We start from the raw sequence: 15511 nt of genomic DNA on the forward strand, positions 1-15511 counted from the left end.
TTTTTAAACTACGACTCATAAACGCACCATACAAGCTATCTCTCTATTATATGCAACTTCACATAAAATTGGTATAACGGTTAAAGCTGATAAAAAAAATCTCTTGGACGTGCCATTAATTAAGATTGATGGCGTTGTTGCATTAGGACGCGCTACAGTTTCGCCCGCTGTGGTTGTGGAACTGTTGGAACGTCACATTCCTTTGAGTTTTTTGACGGTAAACGGACGTTATTTGGGGAGGTTGGAACCGGAAATGACGAAAAATATCTTTGTGCGAAAAGCTCAGTGGCAAGCGGCTGGGGAATCGGAACAAGCGGTGCATTTAGTTAGGGGATTTGTACGGGGAAAACTCAAGAATTACCGCAATACTTTGTTAGAATGTCAGCGCAAATATTCTCCCCAGGATTTGGAAAAATCGATCGCCCAATTGAAACAAGTCATCGCGTCTATTGAGAAAACTTCCAGTATTAATTCTCTGCGAGGATTAGAGGGGGCGGGTAGTGCGACTTATTTTGGCTGCTTCAATCGGCTGATTCGCGTGCCGGATTTTAGCTTTGAAGTTCGCCGCCGCCGTCCGCCTACTGATCCGGTAAATTCTCTGTTAAGTTTGGGATACTCTCTGCTGCGGCACGATGTTCAAAGTGCAGTGAATATTGTGGGATTCGATCCGTATTTGGGATATTTGCATTTTGAGCGCTATGGGCGTCCTTCCTTAGCGCTGGATTTGATGGAAGAATTTCGACCTTTGGTAGTTGATGCTGTAGTGTTGACGGCGATCAATTTGCAGAAAGTTTCCCCTAATGATTTTACGGCAGAACCGTTGAGCGGCGCGGTTTCTTTGACAAAAGAAGGGCTGCACAATTTTTTGCGACTTTACGAACAAAAGAAACAGTCAAAGTTCAAGCATCCAGTGATGCAAAAGTTGTGTACTTATCAAGAAGCTTTTGAAATTCAAGGGCGGCTGATGGCTAAGTATTTGATGGGTGAAGTTGATAAGTATCCGCCTTTGGTTCTGAAATAGGGAGGGCAAGAAAGTTATGTTTGTTTTGGTTTGCTACGATATATCTGAGGACAAGCGCCGCACTAAGATTCACCAGATTCTCAAGTCTTATGGGGAATGGAAGCAGTATTCGGTGTTTCATTGCGAGGTGACGGATACTCAGTATGCCCGGATGCGCCAACGTCTGAGTAGGGTGATTAAGTCAGAAGAAGACAGCATCCTGTTTCATTCTTTGTGTGCTTGCTGTCAGGGCAAGATCGAGCGGATTGGCGGCCGGGCACCGATCGATACTACGATCTTTATGGTCTGATTTTGCGTCTGGCTGTAGGTGTAGAACGGAGGGGGGGAATTTTAATAGCCCAGAGCTTTACCAGGACTGGGTTTGCGGTGGTTTGTACCTCATGCTGGTCAGACGCAAATGCTGAAAGCTTTAGTGGGAGAGAGTTTGATGTCTATTGGAATTGGGCCCCCTTGACAGGGCGATCGCTGAAACGGTATATTGATTGCAATCAGACGCAACTGAACCTTGAAAACCTTATATTTCAAGCCTCCCAAACCCCGGCGGCCGGAAACAACCTAAAACCCTATCAGGGATTGAAACTTTGAATCAACAGAGCAGCGTTTAGAAAGAGGAGAGCCGGAAACAACCTAAAACCCTATCAGGGATTGAAACTGGAAAATTACGATTCAGGATTTACGGAGTTTACAGGCCGGAAACAACCTAAAACCCTATCAGGGATTGAAACCTGCAATTTGACCGACTGTAGGAGTCCCGGTTTTAGCGCCGGAAACAACCTAAAACCCTATCAGGGATTGAAACAGAAAAAATATGGCACCCCCTAAAGGAAGCGCTAACGGGCCGGAAACAACCTAAAACCCTATCAGGGATTGAAACCAATATTTTCTCTCCAGTACAACCACCGCCACAACCACAGCCGGAAACAACCTAAAACCCTATCAGGGATTGAAACCTCGGATTCCTCTGAGGACATCGGGGAAGCAATTTCGGCCGGAAACAACCTAAAACCCTATCAGGGATTGAAACCTGTCAACCAACACCAGCAAGATAATTAACACCGAGCCGGAAACAACCTAAAACCCTATCAGGGATTGAAACAAGAGCCTCAAGAAACAACCAGCGATCGCCCAGCCGGAAACAACCTAAAACCCTATCAGGGATTGAAACTTAAAGATCCGGATGTTTACGACCCAGATCAAGAAATCGAGCCGGAAACAACCTAAAACCCTATCAGGGATTGAAACAACTTAACAACGGGACGATGCCGATCGCTTGGGGCCGGAAACAACCTAAAACCCTATCAGGGATTGAAACAGGATCTACGGATTGCCCATCGTGATTGTTGAGGGTGAGCCGGAAACAACCTAAAACCCTATCAGGGATTGAAACTGAAAAAAACACGTTCGGAAAATTAATCCCGCTCAAAAGCCGGAAACAACCTAAAACCCTATCAGGGATTGAAACCTAGCTCTGCCACCTTATCAGCACCCCTCTGAGCCGGAAACAACCTAAAACCCTATCAGGGATTGAAACGCGGTGGCTGCGAAGAACGCGATACGGATCGACGAGCTAAGGCCGGAAACAACCTAAAACCCTATCAGGGATTGAAACCTCCCAGCTATCTATCTCCTTACTCATCTCTTTGGCTAGAAACAAGTTTACTTCCAACACTTGTCACAGCACAGGTGGTGGTCATGGATAATCTCACATTTGATAAAAGTGGTCGGATTCAGCAATTGATTCAAACAGCACGGTGTAGACTATTATATTTACCGCCATACTCTCCAGAGTTTAACAAAATTGAACAAAGAAGAGTCTTGGCTAAAAAGTCAAGTTCGCAAACAGCTTGATGAGTTTGATTGCTTACGTTTTGGCGACCCTTGGATGTCTTGCGCCTTGCATCCTAACACGGGCGGTTGCTATATGTGATTTCCCAGATTATTCAGTTGAGAAAACCTCAAAATTATGACCAATCAAACAACTTCTCCACTCCTACTCAGTCCCTTCAAAATCGGAGATTTACCCTTAAAAAACCGGGTAGTCATGGCACCCCTAACGAGAGCCAGAGCCGGTGAAACGCGGATGCCCAACGCCTTGATGGCAGAGTATTACACTCAGCGAGCCTCCGCTGGTTTAATAATTACAGAAGCCACTGTGGTTTCTACTCAAGCTAATGGTTGGCTCAATACGCCCGGTATTTATTCAGACGAGCAAGGCGAAGCTTGGAAACAAATTGTGGCTGCGGTTCATGCCCGCGAAACACCGATTTTCATGCAGCTTTGGCACACCGGACGAGCTTCCCACAGCAGTTTTCATGAAAACAATCAATTGCCAGTTGCAGCCTCTGCCATCAAAATAAACGGAGAAGGCATTCATACCCCTCTAGGCAAACAACCCTACGAAACCCCCCGCGCCCTAGAAACCGATGAAATCTCGCTGGTTGTAGAAGATTATCGCAAGGCTGCTGAACGGGCAAAAATGGCAGGTTTTGATGGTGTAGAAATTCACGCGGCAAACGGCTATCTCATTGACACATTCCTGCAAACCAAAACAAATCACCGAACTGATTCCTATGGCGGCACAGTTGAAAACCGTTACCGTTTTCTTAAGGAAATTGTAGAGGCGATTATCACAGTATTTCCGGCAAACAGAGTGGGAGTTAGACTTTCTCCCAACGGTGTTTTCAATGATATGGGTTCTCCAGAATATCGCGAAGATTTTCTGTATTTCGCAGGGCAGTTAAATGCCTATGATTTAGCTTACCTTCACTTGGTGGACGGTTTGGCTTTTGGCTTTCATGAATTGGGAACACCGATGATGATAGCCGAGTTTCGCGATGTGTTTACAGGGCCGCTCGTCGGTAACTGCGGATATACTCAAGAACAGGCTGAAACGGCCCTGAACAGCAAACTTGCGGATTTAATAGCTTTTGGTCGAGATTTTATCAGCAATCCTGACTTGGTAGAGCGTTTTACCAATGGTTGGCCGCTCAATCCGCCTGCTGAAGTCGCCGTCTGGTATTCTTTTGGGCCTGAAGGTTATATTGATTTCCCTACCTATCAGGAACCCGCAGCTATTTCTTAGTTGAGTTGGTTGGGGCGGGTTTATCAATAAATACCGAGTATGTGCATCAGAGATAATGGTGAACCCGCCCGTAAAAGATTTATGATTAATTTCTCAAAATATGAATCGGAGTTGGAGCCATATTTAATTTTCATCGCCGGTTGAGAGCGAGCATCTCCTATTTGTAAAAACACTTCTTCTGGCTCCTTTTTTCTTCCTCCTGCCTCCTGCCTCTTGCCTCCAGTTTCTAGCTTGGCTGCAAAAGTCAGAGGCTCCCAGTTGAGATCGAGAACGTTTCCCCATATCCTAATAACCATAGGGTACTTCAAAACATCCAAGCTGCTAGCTCAGCTTTTGAGTGCCTGAAAATAATCAATAGCGGAAGCGCTTTTAACAAGATGGCACAAAATCACAAATCAACGGTTATCATTACCGGCGCTTCCTCCGGCGTCGGTTTGTACGGCGCGAAAGCTCTCGCAGACAAAGGATGGCACGTAGTCATGGCCTGTCGGGACGTGCGGAAAGCCGGAGACGCCGCCCGAGAGTTGGGCATAGCTGAAGGCAGTTTCTCCATCATGGAGATTGACTTGGGCGATTTGGAGAGCGTGCGCCGGTTTGCTCGCGCATTTAAGGCCAGCGGCAGGCCTCTGGACGCTTTGGTGTGCAACGCCGCCATTTATATGCCTTTGATTAAGGAACCGCTGCGGAGCCCGGAGGGTTACGAGTTGACGATGACTACCAATCACTTGGGTCATTTCCTGCTGTGCAACCTGATGATGGAAAATATGAAGCCTTCCTATTATTCCGATGCGAGAATCGTGATTTTGGGAACTGTGACTCACAATCCAGACGAGTTGGGTGGGAAGATTCCGCCACGCCCGGATTTGGGCAAGTTTGAGGGTTTTGAAGCGGGTTTCAAAGACCCGATTTCGATGGTTGACGGCAAGAAGTTTGAACCTGTCAAGGCTTACAAAGATAGCAAAGTTTGCAACGTGCTGACGATGCGGGAATTGCACCGCCGCTTTCACGAATCCACGGGGATTACTTTCACTTCGCTTTATCCGGGATGCGTGGCGGATACGCCGCTGTTCCGCAATCACTATCCCCTATTTCAGAAGCTGTTCCCGCTGTTTCAGAAGAATATCACGGGGGGTTACGTGTCGCAGGAGTTGGCGGGGGAAAGGCTGGCGATGGTGGTTGCCGATCCCGAATACAAGCAATCTGGGGCTTATTGGAGTTGGGGGAACCGGCAGAAAAAAGATGGCAAGTCTTTTGTGCAGAAGGTTTCTCCCCAAGCCCGCGATGATGAAAAAGGCGAGCGAATGTGGGAGTTGAGCGCTAAGTTAGTGGGATTGACTGACGGGGCTCAAATGGGTGCTGCGGCTGGTGCGGGCCGCTCTGCATAATTCAAAGTTACAAATCCCCTTTATCAGGCTTGGCGGTTGAAACGGCGTCTACGCATAGGAGGTGGGTAGACGCGGACTCAATAATAAAGGGGGTATTAAAGTCGGATTTGGTATCATGCACCAAAATTAAAGAAACCGGGTTTTTTAGTGGCTCTGCGGGTTGTAACTGACATCTTGCACTATTCTTAAGAACAGGCAAGATGCGTGTTCCACAAGAAAATTTATCTCTTGTGGAACAGGCCCGAAAGCCTGTTCTTAAAAAGATTATTGAGAATGGTGCAATATCTCAGTTATAGCGCGTCTTTTCGGACACAACCCGGTTTCTGGTTTACTCTGGCGTGCAGGACTGTTCTGGTTGCGGCATGAGCATGAAAGCGTAGGTTTTGCAACCAAAAATATCGGCTTTTTTTTACCGTTTACGATCGACTTACAGGATATTTTTTCGGATAAGAACCCGGTTGGTGCGTAAGTGTTGGAAAATGAACAAGGGTCGATCGACCTTTTGGTTTGTAGCGTCGCCGAAACTGTTGGCTGCGACGGCTGTTTCCTTTTTTACTGTTAAGATTGATTTTTACTTGAGGGTGCTAAGTTCCTGAAAATATTTTCCCCCACTTAAGCGAGATAATAATTAGATCCTATGGCTTGTCGCTCACAAAAAATATTTTTACTCGCTGGAATTTTTGGGTTAGTTTGGCTGGGAAAACCAGCGAAAACATCCGCTAGCACAGTTGAAATTTTGACCTCAAATGTTGAGGATTTGGCAGCAGTTAGCAGCGGAGGCGATCGAGCTTTAGCCCCCAACGACACCGAGATCAGCCTCCGTGAAGGCTTACCAGCTTCTTACGAGGAAACGCAGTTACCCGCTGAGTCAGAACGATCGGCTTTGGCGACAACTCTACCCTTATCCCCACCTGCGGAAATCCCCGACTTAGAGTCGGAAGCGGCCAATTCAGCCGATCGCACATTCAGCACAAAAACTCCAGAAACCGAGCTTTTTAACTCAGATCAAAAGCTAGAAGAAAATATTGACAGAAAAAAAACCGATTTGGGTATCGATCGCGACTTGCAACTCAGTCAACTGCCCAACCCTATTTTGCCGCGAGAACCCGAATTGCCAGCTCCTGAGCCGCCGCAACCGCCTGCGCCGTCTCCCCTCCAACCCACCCAGCCAACACCCGTTGAAAGCGAAATTAGACCGGGGGTTCCGGGTACAATTAAGGTCGCTGGCTTTGAATTTGAGGGCAACACAGCTTTTAGCGATCGCGAACTCGCAGAAGTTACGCAACAGTTTGCGGGGCGCGAAATCACCTTTGCTGAACTGATCGCAGCAGAAGCAGCCGTTACTCAAAAATATGTAGCGGCAGGATACATCAATTCCGGCGCTGTAATTCCCGCCAACCAAAGCTTTCCGAGAGAGGGAGGTGTGGTGAAAATTCGGATTGTCGAAGGCGGGTTAGATGAAATTGTGATTACTGGAAACAGACGCTTAAATTCAAATTACGTGCGATCGCGCCTACAGCGCGCTACCAGACGGCCCCTGAATCGCGATCGGTTGCTGGAAGCCTTGCAACTGCTGCAACTCGACCCCTTAATTGCCAATATTTCCGCCGAATTGCAAGCCGGAAGCCGCCCGGAAAACAGCCGTTTAGAAGTGCGGGTAAAAGAAGCAAACAGCTTTAACGGTGAAGTGTTCGCAGACAACAACCGATCGCCCAGCGTCGGCAGTTTTCGGCGCGGTGTTCGCATCAATCAAGCAAATTTGCTCGGTTTGGGCGACGGACTAGAGGTATCTTATGCTAACACCGACGGCAGCAACGAATTCAATGGCAGCTACACAGTCCCCGTCAACGCGCGCAACGGCACGATTGGCATCGCTGCGAGTGCTGCTAGCACCAACATCATCGAGGAACCGTTTGATGCTGCCAACATCGAGGGGAAATCGCGGACTTACGAGTTAACTTACCGTCAGCCGATTGTCGAAAAGCCCGATCGCACTTTGGCTTTGGGACTGAGTTTTTCGCGGCAAGAAAGCGATACATTCCTGTCGGGGGAACGATTTGCGCTGTCGGCGGGAGCAAACGATCGCGGCGAAACCCGGGTTTCGGCGGTGCGCTTTTTTCAAGAATACGTGCAGCGGAGTTCCAACCAAGTGTTCGCGGCGCGATCGCAATTCTCCCTCGGCACTAATCTGTTCGGCGCTACTGCGAACGATAGCGGGCCCGACAGCCGCTTTCTGGCGTGGCGCGGACAAGCCCAGTACGTGCGGCTGTTAGCGCCAGAAACCTTGTTGATAGTGCGTTCCGATATTCAATTAGCCGATCGCCCCCTGCTTTCCCTAGAACAAATTGGGATCGGCGGCGTTCAAAGCGTGCGCGGATACCGCCAAGATTTGCTGTTAACTGATAGCGGTGCGATCGCGTCTGCAGAAGTGCGAATCCCGGTTTGGCGTGTCCCGGAAGTCCAAGGTTTGTTGCAAGTCGCCCCGTTTATCGATTTTGGGGTAGGGTGGAACCAGTCGGAGGAAAAGCCGAATCCTGACTCGGATAAACTGCTGGGTGCGGGTTTGGGCCTGGTTTGGCAGATGGGCGATCGGTTGAATGTGCGTTTAGACTACGGTATTCCTTTGATCAATGCTCGATCGGGCGATCGAACTTTGCAGGAAAAAGGCTTATACTTTCGGATTAATTACTTTGCTTTCTAAATTTTAAGTTGGGTTGAGTGCGATCGAACCCTACGGTTCGCTTCGCCCAACACTTTCATCTTTAGCGCTGACGGTCAAATTTTATTAAGTGGCGGTATCGATCGCACGATTAAGCTGTGGGATGTCGGAACCGGATGTTGTATTAGGACGTTGATGGGCGATCGGCTGTATGAAGGCATGAATATTCAAGGTATAACGGAATTGACGAACGCTCAAAAAGCTACAGTGAAAGTGTTAGGGGCTTTGAGCTGAGTGAGACTATGTTTGACAGCTTAAAGGTAGTTTATCCACTACTTTATCAATAATCCCATACGCCTTAGCTTCCTGGGCAGACATGAAAAAATCTTGAGCGGTATCGACTAGGATTCGCTGCAAGGGTTGACCAGTAAGATTTGCTAATAGCTGAGTGAGTTGTCTTTTCAAATGGAGAATTTCTTTTTCCTGATTTTTAATATCTCTGGCCTGCCCCTGAACACCCGCAAAAGGTTGATGAATCATAATTCGCGAGTGACGTAAGGCAAAACGTTTTCCCTTTGTACCTCCAGCCAACAGTAGACTTCCCATAGAAGCCGACAGACCCATACCGACTGTTACAACATCGGAGCGAAGGGATTGCATAGTATCATATATAGCCATACCCGACGCTACTGAACCCCCAGGGGAATTTATGTATAGATAAATATCTTTTCCTGGTGCTTGAGAATCTAGGTAAAGCAATTGAGCTACAACCGTCCTTGCCAAATCATCATTTATAGGTTGACTAATGATTACAATCCTTTTCTTAAGTAGTCCCTCAATAGTTTTCTTATCCGAATTACAGATAGCTCTGTTTGTAGTAGAGGTATTTGGAGCCTGAGCTAGTTCTAAACTTATTTCACCCCGCTTTAAAATATCACCCATAGCTCTATCAGGATTGAAAACAATAACAATACCCGTAAAAATGGGAGAGGAAAATAAAATAAAGTATCTAAAATGCTTCTTCTTAATTAAGCTGCTCATAGTGCAAAACCTTTGGAAATTATCAACTTTGAGTCCATCCCAGTCATTTTTTAGCCATAACAGTTGACTATTTTGTGTATTCTTGCAGTTTTTGGAATCTCTTGTGCCTGCTAATTCATTGGAATAATGCAGCCTAACTTATAATTGTATCGCGCTTGCGGTACAATACTGTATATAGTCTAAAAGTACCGCATATCGATGATGTATCTCAACCCCTTCTTGCTCCCCATCAGAATCTCCTTTCCTCGATTTATTTCGCCGCACGATTCGACTCAATTACTTAAGCCGTCGCACTGAAAAAAGCTATCTTTATTATAGTAGTGAAAAGTTAACTTTATGGGTGAAATAGAGTCGATCGAACACTGGGGCGATCGGACTGATATAATCCAAATATATAATTCTGATGTAACCGGAAACCATATTATTTATATAACTGGATTTAAGCTATGTCTCGCCTCTCTTCCGGTCTACTTTTTGTTTTCTTATTGCTATTTCCCTCGAAAACCTTCGCCCAAATTATCCCAGACAGTACCCTGGGCGCGGAAAGTTCCCGCACAGTTCTCGATACAATCAATAACATACCCTCAGATAGAATCACAGGCGGTGCAACTCGTGGCGTTAACCTCTTTCACAGCTTGCGCGAATTTAACATCCGTGAAGGGCGGGGAGCTTATTTTGAAAATCCCAGCGGAATTGCTAACATCTTCACCCGCGTTACGGGCGGCAACCCTTCTAATATTTTAGGAACTCTGGGAGTTTTAGGCAACGGCAACTTATTTTTAATTAACCCGAAAGGAATTATATTCGGCCCGAATGCGCGGTTAGATTTGCGCGGCTCCTTTATCGGTTCAACTGCTGACAGTATTGCATTTAATAACGGCTTTGAATTCAGCAGCACCAACCCGCAAACATCCCCGCTGTTAACAGTTAATATTCCTGTTGGTTTAAGATTTAGAGACAATCCGGGTGCAATTGTCAATCAATCGACGGCTGTAGGGAAGGTAAATCTCCCAGCCTCTGCTGTACCAATTCCAATTAGCGATCGAGTTGGTTTAGCAGTAGAACCCGGTCAAACTTTAGCACTGATTGGCGGCGACATCCAACTGCAAGGCGGCAATTTAACCGCCAGCGGCGGACAAATTTTACTGGGTAGCGCAGCGAGTCCCGATTTAGTTAATTTTGCACTGACAGCGGGGGAAAAGGGAAATTTAACTTTAAATTATGACAATATTCAAAACTTCGGCAATATTCAAATATCCGATGGAACGCTTATCAACACCAGCGGAATTGGTGGCGGCAGAATAGAGTTAAAAGGTGCAAATGTCGCCCTCAGCGGTGCGCGAATTTATGCGATGACACTGGGAAATATTGATGGTAGAGGTATCGATATCAACGCTCAAAAGTTGCGAGTGGAAAACGGCACGCAATTTTCTACCCTAACTCTAGGAGATGGTGCAGGAGGCCATATCAACTTCCGCGCTGCTGATTCAGTAGAAATGAGCGGGCTAGGAGTTGAGGGCTATCAACAGGTTGCAATTAAATATTTGGTATCGGGAACTACAGACCCCTTTGACCCGCTAATGATGCTGTTTAATGCTAGTGCTGGTGCTGGTTCGGGGGGGAATATTACGATCGACACCGGCCGCCTGCTCTTCAACAATGGGGTAGTAGGTAGCGGTATCACTTTTGGCGGTGGAAGGGGCGGAAATTTAATCATTCGTGCCAATACTTTTGAGATGGTGGGTTCTGGAATTAACAACGGGACAGCTAAAGAAAGTACCGGTGCGGGAGGAAGCATTAGTGTTGATGTCGCGAGATTAATTATGCGCGACGGTTCTCTTCTGACTACGACGAGTTACAGCAGCGGGCCGTCGGGGAATATCAACATTAAAGCTGCTGAATCAGTAGAATTGTCTAACACCGGCCCCCCAACAGTTGTGTCAAGCGGAATTAGCACGCTGAGTATCGGATCTAACGGCCGGGCGGGGAATATTAACGTCGATACCAAGCGCTTGACTCTCTCTGGGGGTTCTGCGTTTACAGTAGGAACGGGTGTGTTAATTGGCAGGTTTTTGTTTTCTAAAAATGGGGGGCCTGCGGGAAATTTAACAGTTAGAGCTACTGAATCAGTAGAAATTTCAGGTATTTCTCAACTTTTGACCAGCGGAATTCAGAGTGCTAGTGCGCTGAGTTCTGGAACTTTGAGCTCTAGTCCGGGCGGGGAGATTCGCATTGATACGCCAAGCCTAACCGTGCGGGATGGGGCGGTAGTTTCTACGAGCTCTTTGGGGGCGGGAGATGGGGGGAATATTACTGTTAATGCCGATCGCATCGAGGTCAGCGGCAGCGGAAATAACGGTCTGTTTGTCAGCACAATTGATGCTTCGGTGGGCAAGATATTTGGTACTAATTCCCAGGCGACGGCAAATGCCGGTTCGTTGAATCTGAATGCCGATCGACTAATTGTCCGAGATGGCGCTACAGTGACAGTGCAGGCTACGGGAACCGGACGCGCTGGTAATATTAATATTGTCGCAAATTTGATCGCTCTTGACAACAAAGCGATGATTGACGGCACGACTGTATCCGGTACTGGAGCAAATATTAACCTGCAAGCGCGAGATATCCAATTGCGCCACAACAGCCGAATTACCACAGATGCAGGCACTTCGGACGGCGGCAATATCAACATCAACAGCGACATTCTTGTCGCCCTCCCGCAAGAAAATAGCGACATCACAGCTAACGCCCGCACAGCAGGCGGCGGCCGCGTCAATATCAATGTCCCCAATGTTTTTGGTTTTACAGCAGCGAGTCGCGAACAAGTCAGAAACAGGTTGGGGCTCAGTGACGCCGAATTTGCAGCGTTGCAAGTAAGTCCTACATCTCTGCTTCCCAGCAGCGACATCGCGGCGATTTCCCAAAGTGGTGGCCCGGCTTTGCAAGGGGCGGTAACATTTAGTTCTGTTGGAGTGAATCCCGTTCAAGGTTTAGTTGAACTGCCGCAAAATGTGGTGAATCCGGCTGCGTTAATTGCTGCAAATCCCTGCATCCAAGGAGCTGAGAACGAGTTTACTGTGACGGGGCGGGGGGGATTGCCACCTAGTCCTCACGAGGTTCTCAGCAGCAATTCTAGCCAGTTTAATTGGGTGGAACCAGCGGTAGGTGGGAGTCAGCAAGTAGAAGGCCCCCTAGCATCCATAGAAGTTCGGCCAACAGAAATTATTCCCGCTCAAGGTTGGGTAATGGATGATCGAGGACAAGTAAGGCTCGTAGCCTATAATTCTGTTGGTGGTGCATCTATTCTCCGTCCGAAATCGACGGGTGTTTGCGTACCTCGATAGGTACTCTTCAGGTTTTAGCTAACCCCGGGCTATTTTTCTAATATTAAATTAACCAGACTTCAAAGATGTGCTGCCAATCTTCGGCCCTATTTTTTGCATTCTTACTGCTGTTTCCTTTCCCGGCGATCGCCCAAATCATCCCCGATAATAGCTTGGGTGCAGAAAGTTCGCGGACAGTTCCCGACACTATTAATAACTTACCATCGGACAGAATAGAAGGCGGTGCAACTCGTGGAGTAAATTTATTTCACAGTTTACAACAATTTAACGTCGGTGAAGGCAGAGGAGCATATTTTGCCAATCCTAACGGAATTGCGAATATTTTTACCCGCGTTACTGGTGGCAATCCTTCTAATATTTTAGGTGTGTTGGGAGTGCAAGGGAATGCTAACTTGTTCTTACTTAATCCCAAAGGAATTGTTTTCGGTCCCAATGCTCGGTTAGATTTGCGTGGTTCATTTTTAGCAAGTTCTGCTGATAGCGTAGTTTTCGATAATGGCGAGCAATTTAGCAGCAGCAATCCCGACTCAGTACCGCTGTTAAATGTCAATATACCTATCGGTTTAAACTTTCGAGAAAATCCGGGTAAAATCATTAACTCTTCAGCAGCGCCAGCCTTGAATTTACCACAATTACCCGCTGGGATTCCACCGATTTTCAATAACATGGGCTTAGCAGTTGCTCCCGGACAAACTCTTGCCCTAGTGGGCGGAGATATTGAATTAAATCAGGGAAGTGTCACTGCATCGACCGGACAAATCTTGCTGGGTAGCGTCGCTAGTCCGGGGATGGTTGGATTGGGAGCAACGCCATTTGGATTAAGTTTAAACTATGACAAGATTTCCAACTTGGGTAATATTGAAATGACCAACGGCTCACTGATCAACACCAGTGGAATCGGTGGTGGCAAAGTCGATATTCGAGGTGGAAATGTCAACCTCAACAATGGGCGAATTTATGCACTGACTTTGGGAAATATCGATGGTGGGGGCATCGATATTAACGCTCAACAGTTTCGGGTTCAAGGTGGGGCGCAAATATCCACGCTGACAGCAGGAAGTGGTGCAGCGGGCGCTGTCAATATCCGTGCTACCGACTCAGTTGAAATGAACGGAATTGGATTAGATAACTATAGAGTGTTTGGTGGTAACTATGTGCTATCTGGCTCTTTCGACCCTTTTGACCCACAACTTCTGCTAATAACTGCCACTAATAGCATCGGAGTCGCCGGAAACATCACGATCGACACGGGACGATTGCTGATGGACAATGGAAGCGCATTGACTACCACCACGTTAGGTGCTGGCAACGCCGGAAATATTACCATCCGTGCCGGGGTTTTAGATATGCTCGCTTCTGCAATCCACAGCGGCCCACTTTTGGGGAGTACGGGTAGGGGAGGAAATATCAGCTTTGAGGGAGAACGGTTAACGGTGAGTGATGGTGCTAGTGTGATCAGCCTCACCCGCGGTGAAGGAGGAGCGGGGAATATCAACATTAAAGCGAATGAATCAGTAGAAGTGCTGCGGACTCCCACTGGAAGTCCCGTAGCAAGTTTAATTGGCTCCACTGCCAGCGGTGTGAATGGGGAAGCCGGGGACATTAATATCGACACGAAGCGGTTGATTATCTCCCAAGGAGGCGGAATTAGTTTATCTAGCGGAACAGTTGTGGGCAACCAACTGTTAAATACAACTGGGGGGTCCGCAGGTAATTTGACAGTTAGGGCCACTGAGTCAGTAACAGTCGAGGGTATTTCTGGAGTTTTGGCCAACGGGAGTCGGAATCCCAGTTTCATCTGCGCTGATGTCAATACTGCTAATCGGGGAGGGAGTATCAACATTTCTACACCTGTACTGACTCTCCGGGGTGGGGGAGTTATTAGCACTGCATCTTTAGGCAGCGGAGAAGCGGGAAGCATCACAATAAATGCGGGGCGTGTAGAAGTTATTGGGAATGGGGGTCAAGGTGAATTTAACAGTCAAATTCAGACTTCCGTTGGGATTGCCTCTGAGCTTATAGATCCTAATGCTACGGCTAACGGAGGTTCGTTGAATCTAAATGTCGATGAATTGATTCTTAGGAATGGGGGAACACTCAATCTGCAAGCTTTGGGTTCGGGACGGGCTGGAAACATTAACGTCAAAGCAGACTCAATTTTTCTTGACAACCAAAGCAGCATTGACGGTAGAACGGCATCCGGTCCCGGAGCAAATATTAACCTCGAAGCACGGGATATCCAGTTGCGCCGAGGCAGCAGAATTACAACTGATGCAAGTATTTCTGAGGGTGGCAATATCAACATTAAAAGCGATATTCTGGTAGCTCTCCCACGAGAAAATAGCGATATTACTGCGAATGCGCGATCGGCTCAAGGTGGTCGGGTTAATATTAATGTCCCCAATGTTTTCGGGTTTACATCAGTCAGTCGCGAACAGGTGCGAGCGACTTTGGGATTAACAGATGCTGAATTTGCAGCGTTGCAAGTAAGTCCGACTTCTCTAATTCCTACCAGCGATATTGCGGCGATTTCCCAAAGTAGCGGCCCGGCTTTGCAAGGTACTGTAACATTTAGTTCTTCTGGGGTGAATCCTGCTCAAGGTTTAGTTGAACTGCCGCAAAATGTGGTGAATCCGGCTGCGTTAATTGCTGCAAATCCCTGCACGCAAGGGGCCGATAGCGCATTTACCGTCACTGGGAAAGGAGGAGTGCCACCAAGTCCTAATGAAGCCCTCAGCAGCCCTCTATCGCCGTTGCCGTGGGTGGAACCAGCGGTAGGTGAAAGTCAGCAAGTAGAAGGCAAAAGAGCATCCATAGACGTTCGGCCAACAGAAATTATTCCTGCTCAAGGTTGGGTAATAGACGATCGAGGACAAGTAAGGCTGGTAGCCTATAATTCTGTTGGTGGTGCATCTATTCTCCGTCCGAAATCGACGGGTGTTTGCGTACCTCGATAGGTACTCTTCAGGTTTAGCTAAC

Annotated in this window: 10 protein-coding genes, 1 pseudogene and 1 CRISPR repeat array; of the genes and pseudogenes, 9 read left to right on the forward strand and 2 right to left on the reverse strand. The window is 47.4% G+C overall.

All coding sequences use genetic code 11. The features are described from left to right. Window positions 1–109 precede the first annotated feature (109 nt). From cas1d to QUA42_RS23935, 4 genes and pseudogenes are all read left to right on the forward strand, one after another. The gene (gene cas1d, locus QUA42_RS23920) at window positions 110–1021 is read left to right on the forward strand and encodes a type I-D CRISPR-associated endonuclease Cas1d (protein WP_445301360.1); all 912 of its coding nucleotides are present in this window, start codon (window positions 110–112) and stop codon (window positions 1019–1021) included. 16 nt (window positions 1022–1037) lie between these two features. Then, window positions 1038–1310 carry a CRISPR-associated endonuclease Cas2 gene (gene cas2 / locus QUA42_RS23925; protein ID WP_333140687.1) on the forward strand — a complete coding sequence of 91 codons (273 nt, stop codon included), beginning with the start codon at window positions 1038–1040 and terminating at the stop codon, window positions 1308–1310. 254 nt (window positions 1311–1564) lie between these two features. Next, window positions 1565–2630: direct repeats of the CRISPR family, unit length 37 nt; unit sequence GCCGGAAACAACCTAAAACCCTATCAGGGATTGAAAC. Between the two features lie 44 nt (window positions 2631–2674). Next, window positions 2675–2869 (forward strand): annotated as a pseudogene (locus QUA42_RS23930) (transposase); the annotation flags it as partial. 115 nt (window positions 2870–2984) lie between these two features. Then, window positions 2985–4103 (forward strand): alkene reductase, encoded by a 1119-nt coding sequence (locus tag QUA42_RS23935; protein WP_333140691.1) that lies wholly within the window; start codon window positions 2985–2987, stop codon window positions 4101–4103. A gap of 23 nt (window positions 4104–4126) precedes the next feature. Here the strand turns inward: QUA42_RS23935 and QUA42_RS23940 are convergent, their stop codons facing one another. Next, on the reverse strand, window positions 4127–4399 hold the full coding sequence (locus QUA42_RS23940; RefSeq protein WP_333140693.1) for a hypothetical protein: 273 nt from the start codon (window positions 4397–4399) through the stop codon (window positions 4127–4129). Between the two features lie 81 nt (window positions 4400–4480). Here QUA42_RS23940 and QUA42_RS23945 point away from each other — a divergent pair, with 81 nt between their 5' ends. From QUA42_RS23945 to QUA42_RS27875, 3 genes are all read left to right on the forward strand, one after another. Then, window positions 4481–5488: a protochlorophyllide reductase gene (locus QUA42_RS23945; protein ID WP_333140695.1), complete on the forward strand. Its 1008-nt coding sequence runs from the start codon at window positions 4481–4483 to the stop codon at window positions 5486–5488. A gap of 637 nt (window positions 5489–6125) precedes the next feature. Next, window positions 6126–8189 carry a ShlB/FhaC/HecB family hemolysin secretion/activation protein gene (locus QUA42_RS23950; protein WP_333140697.1) on the forward strand — a complete coding sequence of 688 codons (2064 nt, stop codon included), beginning with the start codon at window positions 6126–6128 and terminating at the stop codon, window positions 8187–8189. Between the two features lie 78 nt (window positions 8190–8267). Beyond that, window positions 8268–8441 (forward strand): hypothetical protein, encoded by a 174-nt coding sequence (locus QUA42_RS27875; RefSeq protein ID WP_445301361.1) that lies wholly within the window; start codon window positions 8268–8270, stop codon window positions 8439–8441. 6 nt (window positions 8442–8447) lie between these two features. Here QUA42_RS27875 and QUA42_RS23960 read toward each other — a convergent pair whose 3' ends face one another. Beyond that, window positions 8448–9188 (reverse strand): ATP-dependent Clp protease proteolytic subunit, encoded by a 741-nt coding sequence (locus QUA42_RS23960; RefSeq protein WP_333140701.1) that lies wholly within the window; start codon window positions 9186–9188, stop codon window positions 8448–8450. Between the two features lie 446 nt (window positions 9189–9634). Between QUA42_RS23960 and QUA42_RS23965 the strand changes: the two genes are divergently transcribed. After that, window positions 9635–12532, forward strand: a complete 2898-nt coding sequence (locus QUA42_RS23965) for a two-partner secretion domain-containing protein (RefSeq protein WP_333140703.1) — start codon at window positions 9635–9637, stop codon at window positions 12530–12532. Between the two features lie 65 nt (window positions 12533–12597). After that, the gene (locus QUA42_RS23970) at window positions 12598–15489 is read left to right on the forward strand and encodes a two-partner secretion domain-containing protein (RefSeq protein ID WP_333140705.1); all 2892 of its coding nucleotides are present in this window, start codon (window positions 12598–12600) and stop codon (window positions 15487–15489) included. The last annotated feature ends 22 nt before the right edge of the window (window positions 15490–15511 follow it).

The organism is Microcoleus sp. Pol11C2 (genome assembly GCF_036701505.1).
Lineage (GTDB): Bacteria > Cyanobacteriota > Cyanobacteriia > Cyanobacteriales > Microcoleaceae > Microcoleus.

Coding starts and splice junctions, on each gene's coding strand:
- cas2 (WP_333140687.1), top strand. CDS start 1,038: ATGTTTGTTTTGGTTTGCTACGATATATCTGAGGACAAGCGCCGCACT.
- QUA42_RS23935 (WP_333140691.1), top strand. CDS start 2,985: ATGACCAATCAAACAACTTCTCCACTCCTACTCAGTCCCTTCAAAATC.
- QUA42_RS23940 (WP_333140693.1), bottom strand. CDS start 4,399: ATGGTTATTAGGATATGGGGAAACGTTCTCGATCTCAACTGGGAGCCT.
- QUA42_RS23945 (WP_333140695.1), top strand. CDS start 4,481: ATGGCACAAAATCACAAATCAACGGTTATCATTACCGGCGCTTCCTCC.
- QUA42_RS23950 (WP_333140697.1), top strand. CDS start 6,126: ATGGCTTGTCGCTCACAAAAAATATTTTTACTCGCTGGAATTTTTGGG.
- QUA42_RS23960 (WP_333140701.1), bottom strand. CDS start 9,188: ATGAGCAGCTTAATTAAGAAGAAGCATTTTAGATACTTTATTTTATTT.
- QUA42_RS23965 (WP_333140703.1), top strand. CDS start 9,635: ATGTCTCGCCTCTCTTCCGGTCTACTTTTTGTTTTCTTATTGCTATTT.
- QUA42_RS23970 (WP_333140705.1), top strand. CDS start 12,598: ATGTGCTGCCAATCTTCGGCCCTATTTTTTGCATTCTTACTGCTGTTT.